The 18,112-nt window shown below is 39.3% G+C and carries 11 protein-coding genes; 10 read left to right on the forward strand and 1 reads right to left on the reverse strand.

The annotated features are described in order from the left end of the window. Positions 1–120 precede the first annotated feature (120 nt). From IM793_RS07760 to IM793_RS07805, 10 genes are all read left to right on the forward strand, one after another. Positions 121–3,321: a TonB-dependent receptor gene (locus IM793_RS07760; protein ID WP_193420462.1), complete on the forward strand. Its 3,201-nt coding sequence runs from the start codon at positions 121–123 to the stop codon at positions 3,319–3,321. A 10-nt stretch (positions 3,322–3,331) separates the two neighbouring features. Next, positions 3,332–5,164: a RagB/SusD family nutrient uptake outer membrane protein gene (locus IM793_RS07765; protein ID WP_193420463.1), complete on the forward strand. Its 1,833-nt coding sequence runs from the start codon at positions 3,332–3,334 to the stop codon at positions 5,162–5,164. A 59-nt stretch (positions 5,165–5,223) separates the two neighbouring features. Next, positions 5,224–6,195, forward strand: coding sequence for a hypothetical protein (locus tag IM793_RS07770; RefSeq protein ID WP_193420464.1), 972 nt, complete (start codon positions 5,224–5,226; stop codon positions 6,193–6,195). A gap of 72 nt (positions 6,196–6,267) precedes the next feature. Next, positions 6,268–7,248, forward strand: coding sequence for a basic secretory protein-like protein (locus IM793_RS07775; RefSeq protein WP_193420465.1), 981 nt, complete (start codon positions 6,268–6,270; stop codon positions 7,246–7,248). A gap of 482 nt (positions 7,249–7,730) precedes the next feature. Beyond that, entirely contained in the window at positions 7,731–8,402 is a 672-nt protein-coding gene (locus IM793_RS07780) for a basic secretory protein-like protein (RefSeq protein WP_193420466.1), read from the forward strand. Between the two features lie 40 nt (positions 8,403–8,442). Next, positions 8,443–10,731, forward strand: a complete 2,289-nt coding sequence (locus IM793_RS07785) for a GH92 family glycosyl hydrolase (protein ID WP_193420467.1) — start codon at positions 8,443–8,445, stop codon at positions 10,729–10,731. Between the two features lie 141 nt (positions 10,732–10,872). Further along, positions 10,873–12,276 (forward strand): DUF1080 domain-containing protein, encoded by a 1,404-nt coding sequence (locus IM793_RS07790; RefSeq protein ID WP_193420468.1) that lies wholly within the window; start codon positions 10,873–10,875, stop codon positions 12,274–12,276. Between the two features lie 11 nt (positions 12,277–12,287). Then, entirely contained in the window at positions 12,288–14,249 is a 1,962-nt protein-coding gene (locus IM793_RS07795) for a c-type cytochrome (RefSeq protein ID WP_193420469.1), read from the forward strand. A gap of 1,016 nt (positions 14,250–15,265) precedes the next feature. Then, a complete protein-coding gene (gene rpiA, locus IM793_RS07800; protein ID WP_193420470.1) occupies positions 15,266–15,955 on the forward strand; it encodes a ribose-5-phosphate isomerase RpiA in 690 nt (229 codons plus the stop codon). Between the two features lie 408 nt (positions 15,956–16,363). Continuing rightward, positions 16,364–16,753 (forward strand): LiaI-LiaF-like domain-containing protein, encoded by a 390-nt coding sequence (locus IM793_RS07805; protein ID WP_193420471.1) that lies wholly within the window; start codon positions 16,364–16,366, stop codon positions 16,751–16,753. 267 nt (positions 16,754–17,020) lie between these two features. Here the strand turns inward: IM793_RS07805 and IM793_RS07810 are convergent, their stop codons facing one another. Next, the gene (locus tag IM793_RS07810; protein WP_193420472.1) at positions 17,021–18,007 is read right to left on the reverse strand and encodes a GlxA family transcriptional regulator; all 987 of its coding nucleotides are present in this window, start codon (positions 18,005–18,007) and stop codon (positions 17,021–17,023) included. Positions 18,008–18,112 lie beyond the last annotated feature (105 nt).

Below are 18,112 nucleotides of genomic sequence, written 5' to 3' on the forward strand. Positions count from 1 at the left end.
CTTCTGTAAATAAGATACGCAAAGATTTATTCAGCCGGTTCAAGCGGTTAGGCAATAAATCTATTTCAACTGATCAATAGACCTATAACAGTAATCTGTTAACAACAAATGAATTTTATGATGAAAAAAAATACAAATTTAACTGGCGGCAGGCTCAGGCTTAAAGATTGTGCTTTTAAGGCTATCGCTTTTACTTTAGCTTTAAGCAGTAGTTTTTACGCAACAGCTCATGCTTCAGCGATTAATATAAACAGTTCGGTTTCAGTTAATCAAGCCAAGGCTGATATTGTGATACGTGGTATCATTAAAGATGAAACTGGTGCACCATTACCAGGCGCAGGTGTTAAAGTAAAAGGTAGTTCTACCAGTGCTGCCGCAGATGTAAACGGAGCGTTTAGCATTACCGTTCCTGATCAAAATACAGTCTTAATTATAACTTATGTTGGTTATGATACAAAAGAAATTACAGTTGGTACGCAAACCACACTGGATATCCGTTTAAAGGAAACAACAGGTTCTGATTTACAGGAAGTTGCCATTGTAGGTTTCGGTGTGCAGAAAAAGGAAAGTTTAGTAGGTGCACAGTCATCGGTAAACGTTGCAGATTTGAAACAACCGGTTTCCAGTATGAGTCAATTATTGGCAGGTCGTATCCCGGGTGTAATTAACGTATCAAGAAATGGTGAGCCAGGTGCCACCGGATCAGATATTTTCATCCGCGGTATCTCTTCATTATCATCTGGCGATAGAAGCCCACTTGTGATTATTGATGGTGTGCCTAACCGTAACTTAAACGATATCAGTGTTTACGATGTAGAAAACTTCACCGTACTAAAAGATGCAGCTGCAACAGCAGTATATGGTATCCGAGGTGCAAACGGTGTAATCTTAATCAACACTAAACAAGGTAAAACCGGTTCGCCTAGAATTAACGTAGAATATTACGAAGGGATAAGCCGTTTCACCAAAAGACCGCAATTGATTGATGGCGTAGATTACATGAACTTAGCTAATGAGGCCAAATACTCTGATTATTTAAGAGGAGGCGCTGCAGGTGCATTTACGCCGGCATACTCGATAGATGCGGTTCAAAAAACTGCTGCCGGAACCGATCCAATCCTTTACCCGAATGTAAACTGGTTCGATGCCATTTATAACGATTTTGGTAGAAACAGATCCGCAACAGCCAATCTGTCTGGTGGGGTAAGCAATGCAAAATATTATGTATCATTAGGTTATTATGGTGAAGATGGTTTATTTAAAACCGATGAAGCTGTAAATTCTGCGGTTAAACAAAACTATGGCCGCTATAATGTTAGTGCAAACTTAAACTGGGATATCACCGGTACCACCAAGTTGGATTTAGGGATCAAGGGTATTTTGGGGCAAAATAATTACCCAAGTAACTTGCTTGCACAGGACATTTTCAGTCAGGCCTTTTTAATTAACCCTACTTCTTTTCCAGTGCTTTATCCAAACGGCAGTTTACCTGGTATCAGCCCTCAAGCCGATCAGCGTAATCCTTATGGTGATATTACGAGAAATGGATATAGAACCAGTTACACCAACCAGTTGTATTCAAATATCCGTTTAACACAGGACTTAAAAGAAATAACACCCGGTTTATCGGTTACAACGATGTTTTCTTTTGATGTGAATAATACCAATGGAATTAACAGGACTAAAAGAGAGAGCTTGTACAGAATTAACCCTAGCGACCCTTACCTTACTCCTGGAGATCCAAATTCAGGTTATAAATATGGTTTAATTTTACAGGGACAAGACTTTTTAAATTACAACTATGACAATGGTGGCGATAAGAAAATGTACTTTGAAGGAGCTGTTAATTATAACCGCACCTTTGGTAAACATGCTGTAAGCGGCTTATTGTTGTATAATCAAAATGATAATACCAAAGCTTCTGCACCTAACCTAACCCTTTCACTTCCTTACCGCTTACAAGGTTTAGTAAGTCGTGCTACCTATGCTTATGATAATAAGTATTTCTTTGAATTTAACATGGGCTATAATGGTTCAGAAAACTTTGCTCCAAATAAACGGTATGGATTTTTTCCAGCTGTTGGCCTAGGATGGTTGCTTTCGAGTGAGAAATTTTTCGAACCGCTTAAAAATGCTATTCAAATGGTTAAATTCCGTTATTCTGACGGTATTGTGGGTAGTGGAGGTAGTGGCAATAGTTATGCAGATAACGAAGGGCAACGTTTCTACTATTTAACTAAAGTTGGTGATGCGGGTGATTATTTTTTCGGCCAAAATGGAAATCTTGGAACAAACGGTTTAGGTGTAACGGCTTATGGTGTAGATGTAACCTGGGCTGAAACCCGTAAACAGGATTTAGGATTTGAATTAAAAACGTTGAATAATAACTTATCGTTAATCGTCGATTTTTATAAAGAAAGAAGAAAAAACCAGTTTATCAGTAGAGGTACGGTACCCAATTATATCGGTTTGGCCAATACACCAATTGGTAACCTGGGTATTGTTGATAACAAAGGTATTGATGGTACCATCCAATATGATACACAATTCGGTAAAGATTGGTCGCTTAATTTAAGAGCTAACTTTACTTACAATAAAGATAAAGTAATCGAGAACGATCAGGCACCGAAACCTTACCCTTGGATGGAGCAACGCGGTTATAATGTTTTAGCTGCAACACGTGTTGGTTATATTGCCGAAAAGTTATTCGACAGCCAGGCAGAGATCAATGCGAGTCCAACACAATTTGGTACGCTAATGCCTGGAGATATCAAGTATAAAGATTTAAATGGTGATGGTAAAATCGATTCATTTGACCAGACGATAATCGGCAGGGGGGATATTCCGAGCACAACCTATGGTTTCGGGTTCTCGTTAACTTACAAAAACTTCGATTTTGGTTTGTTCTTCCAGGGGCAGGACAATGCTGATGTTATTTTAAATATTCCTTCATTCGCCAATTCGGGTGGTTTGGGTAATATGCTCGCCGTAGCTGCAGACCGCTGGACACCAACAAATCCTCGTCAGGATGCAGTTTATCCCCGTTTATCTTATGGTGGTACAAATAACAATAACTATCAATCAAGTACCTGGTGGAAACGCGATATCAGCTTCCTGAGGTTAAAAAATGCAGATTTGGGTTACACACTTAAAGAAGGTATAAAATCCATTGGTGTTAAACGCTTAAGGATCTATGCAACAGGCTATAATGTGTTCACCATTAGCAAATTTAAGCTTTGGGATCCTGAACTTGGTACTAATAACGGTACACGGTACCCACTAACCTCTAATTATTCTTTAGGTCTTACCGCTAATTTTTAAAATAAAAAGAATGAAAAAAATATTGATATATACAGTTGGCGCATTACTGATCGTTGGTAATTATGGCTGTAAGAAATTTTTAAATCAAGTACCTGATGATAGGCTAACCTTCGATCAGATGTACGAAAAAAAGTCTACTGTTGATCAGGCATTGGCAAACGTTTATTCTACACTTCCGGATCAGGATCAGGACCGGTCACCGTCAGCAGGTGGAAACATTGGTCCGTGGACAGCTGCTTCTGATGAGGCGGATTACACCTTGCCAAACTTTAGCGAGAACGTAAATTCGGGCGCTTGGGATGCAACCAGTGGAGCGGTAAACTACCACTGGCAAAGCTTTTATCAAGGAATACAATCTGCCAGTTCTTTTATGGCGAATGTTAACAGGTGTACTGATTGTAATATTGGTGGAATTGATATTGTTAACCGTTACTATAGCGAAGCCAGGGCTTTAAGGGCCATTTATTACTATTATTTAGTGAGGCAGTATGGCCCTGTAGTTCTATTGGGCAACGATCCAATCGCATCTGATGCTCCGCTACCGGAAATCAGCAAGCCACGTAATTCAATGGATGAATGTATCGATTATATTGTAAGCGAATTAGAGGCAGCAAGCTCGCGTTTACCTGCAACACCACAAGCGAGCCAGGATTATGGACATATTACTGCTTCAGTTGCTGATGCCTACAAAATAAAAGCATTATTAACCGCTGCACGTCCGTTATTTAATGGAAACACCGATTATGCCAGTCTTAAAAACCAGGATGGTAAACAATTAATCAGCCAAACTGCTGATGTTGCAAAATGGACAAAAGTGGCAACTGCTGCAAAAGCGTTTTTAACGAACTCGCGTTATGCAAATTATGCACTTTATAATGTTGCTGCTACCCCTGCCGGTTTGCCGGATAATGCTTTTAACAGGGCTTTCATTGCTACAAGAGATGTATTTTTGAACGGTTGGAACTCAGAAATTATTTTTGGTAGGGGAGGTGATGTTACGCTTTATCAATATTCATTGGCACCAAATCACAACGGTGCTTCCGATGGCGATAAAGGCGGATCTTTTCTGTCTCCTTCGCAACAATTGGTAGATGCTTATTTTACAGCAAATGGGTTACCAATTGAAAATGATCCGGCTTATACTGCAAATGGTACCTCGGCCTATCAGGCGCCAGATCCGAATGATCAGGACGGACCAAGGACAATCAGCAATATGTATGTTAACCGCGAGCCTCGTTTTTATGCAAATATTACCTATAGCGGCCGTAAGTGGATCAATCCATCATCAAATATTATCACAAGTTTTGAATTTAACGGTAATGCCGGCAAAAATGCTATTGCCAACAACGATTATACTAAAACAGGCTATACCTCAAGAAAGCACTTAACTGTTGCAGGTTGGACAGAGGGCAGACCTATTTTTACCATGATCAGATTAGCAGAGATCTATTTAGATTATATCGAGGCATTACAGGAGTCGAATCCTTCAGATCCTGATATCTTGATTTATTTGAACAAGATCCGTGTTAGAGCAGGTATAGCACCTTACGGAAGTGGCGCTGGTGCATTACCTGTACCAACCGATATGAGAGATGCGATTCGCAGGGAAAGACGTGTTGAATTGGCTTTCGAACTAGACCGCTATTTCTATACCAGGGAGTGGAAAATTGCAGAAACTACCGATACGCAGATCAAGGGCTTAAATATTACCCAAAATGCACCAGGATTTTTTACACCAGTGGTAACCGAAAATCGGGTTTTCCAAAAGAAACACTATTTATGGCCTATCCCAAATGGCGAAATTCAAAAAGTTCCTGTAATTGTACAAAATACAGGCTGGTAAAAAATATATAGCACCGGGTGTTTCACCCGGTGCTTTTTTTAAACATTAATACTAGTGCTATGAAAAATATTTTATCGTTATCGGCAATTGTATTATTTGCTGTGTTAGCTTGCAACAGTAAAAAAGTACCAGTTGAGACCGTAAAGCCCGCGCCGCCGTTGATAGAAAGTGTAGATCCACCAGATGCACCACCAAAAACATGGAAGGAGCATTGGTTTGAGCATGTGCAATTGTTAAACCGGGTTTATTATGACACCAGTGTAGTGGTTTATTACGATGGCGATGTTAAACCAACTATTGCCTGGCCAAAAACATACATGGCCGATGCGTGGAACTATACCAAAAAAACTTACGGCAAGTTTGGGGATGATAGTCGCTTATTTGTAATTTATCATGCCGGTAAATATAGCGGAGGCCATCCGGGTACTTACCTAGATGCAGCGCATGATTATAGAAACGTAACCGATTGCGGTGCCAGCAGTCTCGATGCCTGGACGACCGGCATTGATAATGATATTGATTTGTCTACCCACGAAATCGGTCACATCGTAGAGGGAGCATCAAAAGGAGTAAAAGAATCGCCGGCTTTCGATATCTGGCATGATAGTAAGTGGATGGAGATTTATCAATACGATGTGTATTTAGGTTTAAACAGAACTGCCGATGCACAACGTTGGTATAATAAAATGATGACTGTTACTGACAGTTACCCTAAGGCAGGAACACAATGGTTCAGGAATTGGTTTCTTCCAATTTATGATAACTATGGTAAAGCAAAGGTTTTAAATGGCTTCTTTACCTTATTGTCTCAACAATTTCCTAAGCAACAACTCATTGTACAAGGTAAAAGCTATCAACAATATACCCGGAAAATGAATTTTGGTGAATTTGTTCACTTTTGGAGCGGTGCAGCGCAAGCAGATTTGGCACCACTGGCATTAACGGCTTTTGGACCGAAGGACGAAAAAGGAGCAGACTGGGCCCCTATGCTGACAAAGGCTAAAACCGATTTTCCAGCCATCACATATTAAATACAATATACTATAGAAATGATTTTGCCAACAGCAAAATCATTTCTACTTTCAAAACCCACACAAAAGATCATGATTAAGAAGTTATTAATTTTCGCATCAATATCCTTTATAAATGCTTATGCTTTTGCTCAAAGCAGAGAACGAGAATACAAAATTACCATTAACGATAAGGACAGCGCAACAAACGCCATCATAGGTGCTAAACTTAAGGCTGCTTTTTTTCAGGTTTACCCAAAATTTGCCCAGGCAGATGGATACCGTACCAAAAGAAATGTAGTGTTAGATTTAGTAACGGAAGAAACACCAACAATACAAGCTAAAGCCGGAGAAATTAAAGTAAACAGTCAATGGGTTAAAAATAAATCGCAAAAGAAAATCCAAAAGGAACTATTTACAGCACTTTCAAAAAACTGGGTTTCTTACAGTAAAGAAAAACACAAAGGTTATGAATTAACATTTATCAGCAAAGACCCGAATTTAGATCCAATGGTAAGAAAGGAGTTAATTGCTACTTATTTCGAAATCTATCCAACCTTGGTTAAAACATTTAACGATAAATCTACACACGATGTGCTTTTTGTGGTAGACACAGCCTATAAAGCAGTTGCAGAAGCAAGCGGAAATAGAATTTTATTTAGTGCTGGTTACATGAAAGCACACCCAACTGATATTGATGTGGTAACACACGAAACCATGCATATTGTGCAGGGTTATGGCTATAGTGCAGGCCCGGTTTGGCTAACTGAAGGCATTGCAGATTATGTACGGTATAAATATGGGGTTGATAATGTAGGATCAAAATGGAGTTTGCCAGCCTATAATGAAAAACAGAGTTACACCAATAGTTACAGGATTACCGCGCGCTTTTTTGCCTGGTTGGAGCAGAATGTAAAACCTGGTTTAATTGCTGCTTTAGATCAGCAACTAAGGGCGCACCAGTACAGCGAGCAATCGTGGACTTCCTTAACGGGAAGAACCTTAGATCAGCTCTGGGCTGATTATGGCAAAGAAGCACAAAAAGTAAACCTTACTTATAGCAGCAAAAAGTAATTAAAGAGAAGTCAAGTTTTAAATAGCACACTTGCCATAAAACTTGACTTCTCTTTAGGAGGAACATTACAAAAAAGTTTGCATAGAACGGTCGTCATCTCGATTCCATAGCTATCGGATGAAACGCAGTAGAATAGAGATCCTTCGACTCCGCTCAGGATGACTGCTTAACGAAACGATCGTCATCTCGACTGGAACGCAGTGGAATGGAGAGATCTACATAGAAAGATTTAGCTTCGCTGAGCAATCGTGGTTCTCGACTGCATTGCACGCCGCCCGAAATGAAGACCGCTTAAAAGAAAATTTAAAACGAAGCTAAGCTTTACAAGCTATGTGCAAATAAAACTTGCTTCCTCCAGTGCTTGTTTGTAAAAATAATCATCACTAAAGTAAAATTTTTGATCATTTACTAAAACGTTTTACATATTATATTTATTTTGCAGGACTAAACACGCTAACCAAAATAATAATAACACAGATAAATGAAAAAAATAGCTATTCTTTCGATTTTTGTAATGTTTGTTTCCGCATTTTCATTACAACTAAAAGCACAGGAAATTACCAAAAAGAACGGTTATACCTTATCGTTCGAAAGCAATTTTGCGGCGTTGGATCCACAATTGAAAAAGCGCTTAGTTAAGACCTTTTTTGATGTTTATCCAAAACTGGCAAAAGAATACAATCCATCAACCATAAAAATGGTAAAATTTTTTGTTGATACTGCTTATGATGGCGTTGCCGCAACTGCTGATGGAAAAGTAACCTTCAGTTCCATGTGGATGATTAAACATCCCGAAGATATTGACGTTGTTACCCACGAAGTGATGCACATTGTGCAGGATTATGGTCGAAGCGTTGGTCCGGGATGGTTAACAGAAGGTATTGCAGATTATGCCCGCTATAAATTTGGTGTAGACAATGCGGGTGCTAAATGGTCACTCCCTGCGCTAAAACCAGATCACAGCTATACAAACAGTTACCGCATTACTGCAGGTTTTTTTGCCTGGATGGAAAAAAGCGTAAAACCAGGGATTATTAAAACCGTTGATGCTTCTTTAAGAGACCATACCTATACCAAAAATATCTGGACAAAATTAACAGGTAAAGATTTAGATGCACTTTGGGTAGATTATGTTAAAAATTCTCAAGTTTAGGAAAATAAATACAAGCATATAAAAAACACAAGCACAACAAATGAAAAGATTATTTATCGCTTTATTGAGTGTCGCGGCATCAACCAGTTTCGCGCAAACAATTGGCAAAATCACAGATCCGGTAGATTGGATTAATCCATTGATGGGAACAGCTTCGAAACCAGATCTATCAAATGGAAATACCTACCCGGCAATCGGATTGCCATGGGGAATGAACATGTGGTCGCCACAAACCGGTAAAAACGGAGATGGATGGGCCTATGTTTACGATGCCGACAAAATCCGCGGATTTAAACAAACACATCAGCCTTCGCCCTGGATGAACGATTACGGCGCTTTTTCTATCATGCCGGTTACTGGCAAATTAAGATTTACTGATGATGACCGTGCAAGTTGGTTCAGCCATAAAGCAGAGGTTTCTAAACCATATTATTACAGCGTTTATTTAGCAGATGCTGATGTAACCACCGAAATTACCCCAACAGAACGTGCTGCTCAGTTCAAATTTACTTTCCCTAAAACGGATAGTGCTTATGTGGTAGTAGATGCACAGAATAAAGGTTCTTACATTAAAATTATTCCTGCAGAAAGAAAAATTATCGGTTATACCACTAAATATGCCCGTGGTCCACTGCCTAAAAATTTCAAAAATTACTTCGTAATCTATTTCAATAAAGATTTCAAATTGGCTAAAACCTGGAATGATAAAAAACTGAACGACAAAGATTTAGAGTTAACTGTCGATCATGCTGGTGCTGTTATTGGTTTCGCTACACAAAAAGGCGAGCAGGTACTTGCAAAAGTGGCCTCTTCATTTATCAGTTTTGAGCAGGCCGATTTAAATTTAAAAAGAGAATTGTCTAACGATGGTTTCGATGCCACTAAAGCAAAAGGTAGAGCAATCTGGAATAAAACGTTAAGTAAAATTGCGGTTGAAGGTGGTACGATTGATCAAACTCGTACTTTCTATTCGGCAATGTACCGTACCTTATTTTTCCCTAATAAATTATATGAAATTGATGCACAAAACCAGATTGTTCACTGGAGTCCTTATAACGGGCAGGTTTTACCAGGTTATATGTTCGCTGGTACAGGTTTCTGGGATACTTTTAGGGCATTATATCCTTTCCTAAATCTGGTTTATCCTTCCATCAACAAGGAAATGCAACAAGGCTTAATCAACGATTACAAAGAAGGGGGCTGGTTGCCGGAGTGGAGCAGTCCGGGGTATGCCAATATCATGGTGGGTAACAACTCTGCTTCGGTAGTTTCTGATGCTTATATTAAAGGTATGCGTGGTTACGACATTGAAACATTATGGCAGGCTTTAAAACATGGTGCAAATAACGAGGGTCCGATGGAAGCCGTTGGTCGCGATGGTGTTAAATATTACAACGAATTGGGTTATGTACCTTTCGATGTAAAAAAGAATGAAAATGCCGCTAAAACCCTGGAATATTCTTATGACGATTTTACCATTTACCAACTGGGAAGAGCTTTAGGTAAACCGGCTTCGGAGATAGATATTTATAAGAAAAGAGCCATGAACTACAAGAATCTTTTCGATCCGGCTTCAGGTTTAATGCGTGGCAAAAATCAGGATGGAACTTTCCAAAGCCCGTTCAGTCCATTTAAATGGGGAGGTGCATTTACCGAAGGCAACAGCTGGCACTATACCTGGTCTGTTTTTCAGGATATAGATGGCTTAACCAAATTAATGGGTGGCCATAGTAATTTTGTAACCAAACTAGATTCAGTTTTTTCGATGCCTCCGGTATTTGATGAGAGTGCTTACGGTGGTGTAATTCACGAAATCCGCGAAATGCAGATTGCAAACATGGGCCAATACGCACATGGTAACCAACCTATCCAGCACATGATTTACCTGTACAACTACGGTGGAGCGCCTTATAAAACACAGTATTGGGTAAGAGAAACCATGAACAGAATGTACAAAGCTACTCCGGATGGATATTGTGGTGACGAAGATAACGGGCAAACTTCTGCCTGGTATGTTTTCTCAGCAATGGGATTTTACCCGGTAACACCAGCAGTTGATCAGTATGTTTTAGGTGCTCCTTTATTTAAAAAGGTAACGATTACTTTAGAAAATGGTAAAACTGTGGTAATTAATGCAGCAGCCAATAGCGATAACAATCGTTATGTTCAGTCGTTACAGATGAATGGTAAACCATATTCTAAAAATTGGATCAGCCACAGTGGTTTGCAAAAAGGTGCAGTATTAAATTTTAATATGACCGCAATGCCGAATAAAACCAGAGGTTCAAATCCAGCCGATTTCCCTTATTCATTATCAACAGAAAAATAGAGAAAGATAAAGACTGTATCATAAAAATAGAATGTTATCCTGAGCCTCTCGAAGGACAGATTTAGTTTACATTTTATGATACAGTCTTATTTTTAAAGCAATAACTGGCCTCAATAGGGCTAAAACTAACAAACCAAATATATGAACATCTCAAAGACGGGTTTTACAGCCATTTGCTGGCTTTTAGGAACCCTGTTGGCCTTCGGCCAGCGTATTGATCTCAAAGATCTTTCAGCCTTTAAAAATCCTTCAAATTCTTGGTCGCTTGCACAAAATGTAGTAGCCGACCTAAACGCCGAAAATGTTTTAAAAACAACCAAAGGTGAAGGGATTTTAGTTAATCAATCTACCGCGAAAAAAGCAGGTTCCGATTTATACACCATAAATGAATATGGTGATGTAGCCGTAGAGTTAGATTATTTAACTGCAAAAGGAACAAATTCTGGCATTTATCTTCAAGGTAATTACGAGATCCAGATTGACGATGCATGGGGATTGAAAAATGCCACATCATCAAACAATGGCGGTATTTACCAACGCTGGGATGATAGCAAACCCGAAGCCGATAAAGGATTTGGTGGTGTTGCTCCCCGTCAGAACGCAAGTAAGGCGCCAGGTTTATGGCAGCATATTAAAATTATCTTCCAGGCACCAAGATTTGATGCCTCAGGAAAAAAAACACAAAATGCTAAAATCATCAGTGCAGAACTAAATGGTGTGTTGATTCATGAAAATGTTGAATTATTTGGCGCAACCAGAGGTGCTGCAGGAGCTGAAAAAGCAAAAGGACCTTTACGTTTGCAAGGCGATCATGGTTCGGTAGCGTTCAGAAATATCCAAATCACTGAACTATCCGAAATTCCAAAACCAAACCAAAACGATGGTGCAGATCCAATATATATTGAAGCAGCAAGCAACAATATGATCAGAAGTTTTGTAGATGTTGCACCACGAGTGCGTTCGGTACACGCTATTTCGGTAGGCGGACCAGAAAAGGTTGCCTATAGCTACGATTTGGATAATGGTACATTATTACAGGGATGGCATGGTGATTTTATTGATGCTACACCAATGTGGGATGGCCGCGGAAACGGTACCTCACGTGCTTTGGGCAGTGTTACCCGTTTTACTAAAAAGCCAATTTTAGCCGTTGCAAAATTAGCGAGCGATCAGGATAAGTGGATTGTTGATACTACCGGTACTGGTTTCAGAACCAAGGGTTATGTAATGGATAAACAGGATCGTCCGGAGTTTAAGTACATCATTAATGGAACAAATGTTACTGATGCCGTTAAAGTGATGGAAAATGGACAAGGTTTAACGAGAGAGATTACTATTGATAAACCATCAAAAGATTTGTATTTCCTTTTGGCTACTGCTTCAAACATTGAAGAAGCTGGCAAAGGTTTGTATTTAATTGATGATAAAGCGTATTACATACAGCTTGGTGAAGGCACCGCAAAACCGGTTATTAGAAATACTGATGGCAAATGGGAAATTATTGCAGCCATTGGAAGTAAGTTGAATTATACCATTTTGTTTTAATTGTGATAGTAATGAGAAATACATTTAAAAAATTAGCAATACTGGCATTAAGTTTTAGCTTTACTACAGTTTTTGCACAAGAAACACCGAAAGAAGAAGATTTTTTCAGGATAAATAAGGTACGCGTACCCGAAGGCCCGATTTTAGAAGTTGGTGGTCTGGTTACCTTACCAAATGGCGATTTAGGCATATCAACCCGTAGGGGAGAGGTGTACATTGTAGAAAACCCCACAAGTGCTAAACCTTACTGGCGCAGATTTGCTTATGGTTTGCACGAAATTTTGGGCATCGCCTATAAAAATGGTGCAATCTACTTAGCGCAGCGCGGCGAGTTAACCAAATTGATCGATAAAGACCAGGATGGCAAAGCCGATGTGTACGAAACCATTTATGCATGGCCTTTAAGCGGTCACTACCATGAATATAGTTTTGGTCCGAAAATAATGCCTGATGGTACTTTTATGGTTACCGGAAACGTAGCCTTTGGCGATGAAGAATGGTGGCGTGCAGAAAGCCGTGTACCCATGCGTGGTTGGGCCATGAACATTACCGAAGATGGTAAAATGAGCCCTTATGCTGCTGGTTTTCGTTCGCCAGCGGGTATTGGCAGTATTGATGGTCAGTTTTATTATACCGAAAACCAGGGCGACTGGGTAGGTTCAGGTGGTTTATGGAAAGTAAACAAAGGCGATTTTATGGGTCACCCGGCCAGTTTAAGGTGGACAAACCTGCCTAATTCTCCGGTAAAACTTCAGTCAGATTTCTTTTATTCTCAAATGGATGAACGCCGTATTAAAAATGAACAGGGAAGGTACATTAAACCAGAAAACAGGGTAAACGAAACTTTCAAAACCTTATTCGAAATGAAAAAGGTATTCCCTGAACTGCGTTTGCCATCAGTTTGGTTGCCTTACGGTATTTTGGGTATCTCATCTGCAGAACCAGTTAAAATTCCTGCCAATACATTTGGTCCTTTTGCTGGTCAGATTTTGGTTGGCGATCAGGGTATGAGCATCATCTCCAGGATTTTCATGGAAACTGTAAAAGGTGAAGAACAAGGTGCAGCTTTCCTTTTCCGTAAAGGTTTTCGTTCGGGTGTGTTAAGGTTAGAGTGGGGTACTGATGGTTCACTATTTGTGGGCGAAACCAACCGCGGTTGGGGATCGGCCGGTGATGCCAACGAAGGTTTAGAAAGATTGGTGTACAACAACAAAACCCCTTTCGAAATGAAAGCTGTTAGGGCAATGCCAGATGGTTTTGAAGTGGAGTTTACTATGCCTGTTGATCGTAAATCAGCTGAGGATCTGGCTTCGTATGATGCAGAAAGTTTTATTTATAAATATCATCCTGTGTATGGTTCACCTCCGGTAAACACCGAAAAATTAAAAATCTCTGGGGTTAAAGTTTCAGCAGATGGTTTAAAAGTCAGAATTATTGTGCAAAACCTTCGCCAATATTATATCCATACCTTAACGTTAGATGGTTTAAGATCTCAAGATGGTTTTTACTCTTTAGTTCATCCGGTAGCTTATTACACCTTGAACCAGATTCCTGATGGAAATAAACTTTCTACCAATGAAGTAAGTACCAAAAACTCGGCAACACCGGTAAATGTTCCTGCTAAGAAAACAGCTGCACCAAAAGTAACAACTGGAAAAGCACCTGAAGCAAAAGGAACGCCTACTCCGGCTAAGCCTGTGGCTGCTGCTAAGGCACCTACCTTTAAAGAAGTTGAGGGTTTGCTAACTAAAAATACTTGCCTGGCCTGCCATAATCAAACCAAAAGACAAATTGGTCCGCCATTCATAGAAATTGCAAAACGTAAATATTCACCGGAGAAAATATTTCAGTTGATCCACAATCCACAACCACAAAACTGGCCGGGTTATTCAACAGAAATGCCACCAATGCCGCAGGTAACCAAAGCAGAAGCTTTAAAAATTGCAGCCTGGATAAACTCTTTAAATAAATAAAATAGTTTAATTATTAGGAAACGGTTGGTAGAAATACCAGCCGTTTTTTGTTTTATAAGAAAATGAAGTGTATTGGTGTAGCAGAAATTTTTAATTGAAGCGTCACCCTGATCCGATAGCTATCGGATTTATTTCAGGGTCTATTAAATGAAAAGATCCTTCGACTACGCTCAGGATGACAAAATGCTTAAAAAAAAGAATTAGAAAAAGAAATGGGGATTCCACTATTGCAGAATCCCCATCATCTAAATTAACGCTCTCATATACATAAACGCTGTAAATAGGATTTATTGTATTGTGAGTGATTTTTTTTGCCATGATTTGTGAGTGACTGTTCAGTCATTGCGTGTAGTCGTCCTTTCGACCCGATACCTATCGGATGAAGCGCAGCGAAATGGAGAAATCTATTATCAGGAAATTCCATCATTCCGAGTTACGAAACAATCTTATTTGGCTATAACAGCGATCGTTGTAAGATTGCTTCGTCGGCTGAAGAAGCCTGCTCGCAATGGCGATTCGCTTATTGGGACGCTAAAATACCTGAAAAAGAAATAGGGATTCCACTATTGCAAAATCCCCATCATCTAAATTAACGCTCTCACATACATAAACGCTGTAAATAGGATTTATTGCATTGTGAGTGATTTTTTTCGCCTTGATTTTGTGTGTGTTGAGTCGTTGCAGGTAGTCGTCATTTCGACTGAAGCGCAGCGAAATGGAGAAATCTATTGTCAGAAAATTCCATCATTACGAGTTACGAAGCAATTTTATTTGGCTATAATAGCGATCGTTGTAAGATTGCTTCGTCGGCTGAAGAAGCCTGCTCGCAATGACGATCCGCTTATTCGGACGCTAAAATAGCTGAAAAAGAAATGGGGATTCCACTATTGCAGAATCCCCATCATCTAAATTAACGCTCTCGTATACATAAACGCTATAAAAACGATTTATTGCATTAGTAGTAATATTTTTTTTCATTTTTTGCGATGTTTATCATTTAAACCTATTTTTACTTTATGGCTACCACAGATAAAACTCAACAAGATGCAGAAAAACTAGCAGCTGCCCTAGCTGCGGTAAAATTTGTTAAAGATGGCGATGTAGTTGGCCTGGGCACTGGTTCTACTACAACTTTTGCAATTAAAGAGTTAGGTAAACGTGTAAAAAAAGGGCTTAAGATAAAGGCTGCTGCAAGTTCCATTCGGACACAGGAGCTCGCAGAGTCGCTAGGGATCGAAATTCTTGACCTTGGGCACTTAAGCAAAATTGATATCAGTATTGATGGAGCAGATGAATTTACAGAATCACTCGATCTGATTAAAGGCGGAGGCGGGGCATTGTTTAGAGAGAAGATAACTGCTTCACTTAGTGAAAATGCCATCATCATTACCGACGCTTCTAAAAAAGTAAAAAAGCTGGGTGCTTTTACGGTGCCAATCGAAGTAATACCCTTAGCCTATCAATATGTATTAGATCAAATTAATAAACTTGGTGGAAAGGGCATATTGAGAACTGTAGAAAGCCAAACATTTATTACCGACAATGGAAACCTGATTATCGACGTTGATTTTGGCCTCATTGATGATCCTGCAAAATTAGCTTCTAACCTCAATCAAATTAACGGATTATTGGCCCATGGTTTATTCATTAACATCACTTCGAAAGTAATCATGAGCGAAGGGGCAGATATTATTATTTTTGAATAGGGTTAACTGTTAAATCGTATAGAGCGGTTAACTGCAAATTGGAAACTGGTTATGGTTCATTTGTTTGGTTAATCGGTTAATAGTATAAATAGGGTATTCATAAACAGCTAAATTCGTCATTGCGAACCGAAAGGGTGGGGATGTGAGTTGTGTGAAGCAATCTTTTTATTCAGCCACTTTGTTGTATTAATATGATCAGTTCTTCAAATCGATTAATTGACTCTGGACTTCGGACTGCCGACTCCGGACTAATCAACAATTTCACCGATAATTTCTTCTTTTCTTAAATAGCCGTAAATTTTTACCGACAGTTTTATTTCACTCACCGATAAAACATCACAACTAAGGGAAAAGCCATTCCCGAGCATTGCTATTCGTGATACATTTGAATCATAAAAACAAACGGTCATGGAAAATTTAATCAAAAAAAATCACGCAGATAAACAATTTGGTCTAGGCATTTTAATTATCACTATCGGTTCGGTATTCTTATTAAGAAACTCGGGAATAGATGTTCCATACTGGATCTTGAAATGGCACACCATTATGTTAGGTATTGGTTTGTGGGTGGGTTATCGTAAAGATTTTAAGGGAAGCAGCTGGTTGGTATTGACGATTATTGGTGGCTTATTCACGTTTAGAGCGATAAACATATTTGATTTTGATCTGTTTAGGATTAGTATTCCAATGGCATTAATCGGATTAGGACTGTATGTAATTTTAAAACCTAAAAAAGCACAAAACTTCGATCAGTATTTTGAAAAGAAACCAGTTGATTTTACTGATAGGCAAAGCTAAAATTCTTAACTCCATCATATAACTTAAAAAGAGACATTTTTAAAAATGTCTCTTTTTTTGCTTAGTAGCATAGGGCACGGAGCTTCGAGTTTTGATCGCTATGGGCTTTGCTCCATGCCCTATACATTTTTGCCAAAAAAGAAACGGGGATTCCACCCTTAGGCAGTATCCCCGTCATCTAAATTAACGCTCTCACATACATAAACGCTATAAATAGAATATATTGTGTGCAACTTAATTTTTTTTGTTTTTTTTCTGAAGATGCACTTAAACCTGCAAAACAGGTACGGCTTTATGGTATTTATTCCGGTACTCAATCGGTGTTAAACCAGTAATTTTCTTGAAAACATCTCTAAACGATTTTGTGTCGGTATAACCTACATCAAACATTACCTCTGTTATATTTTTTCTGCTTGATTCGAAACTTCGCTTTGCAGCCTCAATTTTAACCCTCTGAATGTACTCGATCACAGTGTTTTTAGTCGCACTTTTAAACCTCCGCTCAAAACTCCTTCGCCCCAATGCCAGCATATCGGCCAGTTGATCAACAGTAATCCGTTCCTGGTAATTGCCATCAATAAATTCCTGTGCTTTTTTAATTTTAGCATCTTCATGACCTTTTTGCCCCTGAAACATCATAAAAGCCAGCTGACTTTCACGGTCGATATCTATGGCAAAGTATTTGGCCGCTAAAATGGCAATATCTCTATCTGTATGTTTTTCAACTAAATATAAAAGTAAATTCCAGTAGGAGTTTGCACCACCGCTGGAGTATAAACCCTGGGCATCGGTAATAATGCTACCATCAACCAATTCAACACCAGGAAACATTTCCCTGAACTGATTGGCAAACAACCAATGTGTAGAACATTTCCGGCCGTTTAACAAACCGGTTGAGGCCAATATAAATGCGCCTAAACAAAGTGAAGCTACTTCGGCCCCTTTTGCATGCTGTTTTACAATCCACGGTACCAGATCCTGATTTGCCTCCATGGCATAACCTACATTACCACTTATTGCTGGAACAAAGATGAGATCGGTATGTTCCACTTCATGCAATAATTTATCGGCATGTACCGTGAAAAGACTATTGTTCAGCTTTACCTCTTTTGTCATGGCTACCAGCTCCACTTTAAAAAGCGGCAATTTACCCGATGCCTGTAAAAATTCGTTAACAGCGGTAAATAGATAGCGGGGATCTGCAATGGCTTCAATCACGGCAGTCTCTGGAATTAAGATAGATACGTGTTTCATATCCTCAAATATAGTAAGGCTAATTGTCGTAAACAACCCCCGCAATTGTCGTTTCTACGTGTTCAGTTTGCTGTAATCTCCCAGTATGTTTGTACTGTTAAGGCT

The organism is Pedobacter sp. MR2016-19 (assembly GCF_014947265.1).
GTDB lineage: Bacteria > Bacteroidota > Bacteroidia > Sphingobacteriales > Sphingobacteriaceae > Pedobacter.

Bases quoted from the DNA above. Each gene is read 5' to 3' on its own strand.
- IM793_RS07775 (WP_193420465.1), top strand. From the start codon at position 6,268: ATGATTAAGAAGTTATTAATTTTCGCATCAATATCCTTTATAAATGCT.
- IM793_RS07770 (WP_193420464.1), top strand. From the start codon at position 5,224: ATGAAAAATATTTTATCGTTATCGGCAATTGTATTATTTGCTGTGTTA.
- IM793_RS07760 (WP_193420462.1), top strand. From the start codon at position 121: ATGAAAAAAAATACAAATTTAACTGGCGGCAGGCTCAGGCTTAAAGAT.
- IM793_RS07765 (WP_193420463.1), top strand. From the start codon at position 3,332: ATGAAAAAAATATTGATATATACAGTTGGCGCATTACTGATCGTTGGT.
- IM793_RS07805 (WP_193420471.1), top strand. From the start codon at position 16,364: ATGGAAAATTTAATCAAAAAAAATCACGCAGATAAACAATTTGGTCTA.
- IM793_RS07780 (WP_193420466.1), top strand. From the start codon at position 7,731: ATGAAAAAAATAGCTATTCTTTCGATTTTTGTAATGTTTGTTTCCGCA.
- IM793_RS07795 (WP_193420469.1), top strand. From the start codon at position 12,288: ATGAGAAATACATTTAAAAAATTAGCAATACTGGCATTAAGTTTTAGC.
- IM793_RS07785 (WP_193420467.1), top strand. From the start codon at position 8,443: ATGAAAAGATTATTTATCGCTTTATTGAGTGTCGCGGCATCAACCAGT.
- IM793_RS07810 (WP_193420472.1), bottom strand. From the start codon at position 18,007: ATGAAACACGTATCTATCTTAATTCCAGAGACTGCCGTGATTGAAGCC.
- IM793_RS07790 (WP_193420468.1), top strand. From the start codon at position 10,873: ATGAACATCTCAAAGACGGGTTTTACAGCCATTTGCTGGCTTTTAGGA.
- rpiA (WP_193420470.1), top strand. From the start codon at position 15,266: ATGGCTACCACAGATAAAACTCAACAAGATGCAGAAAAACTAGCAGCT.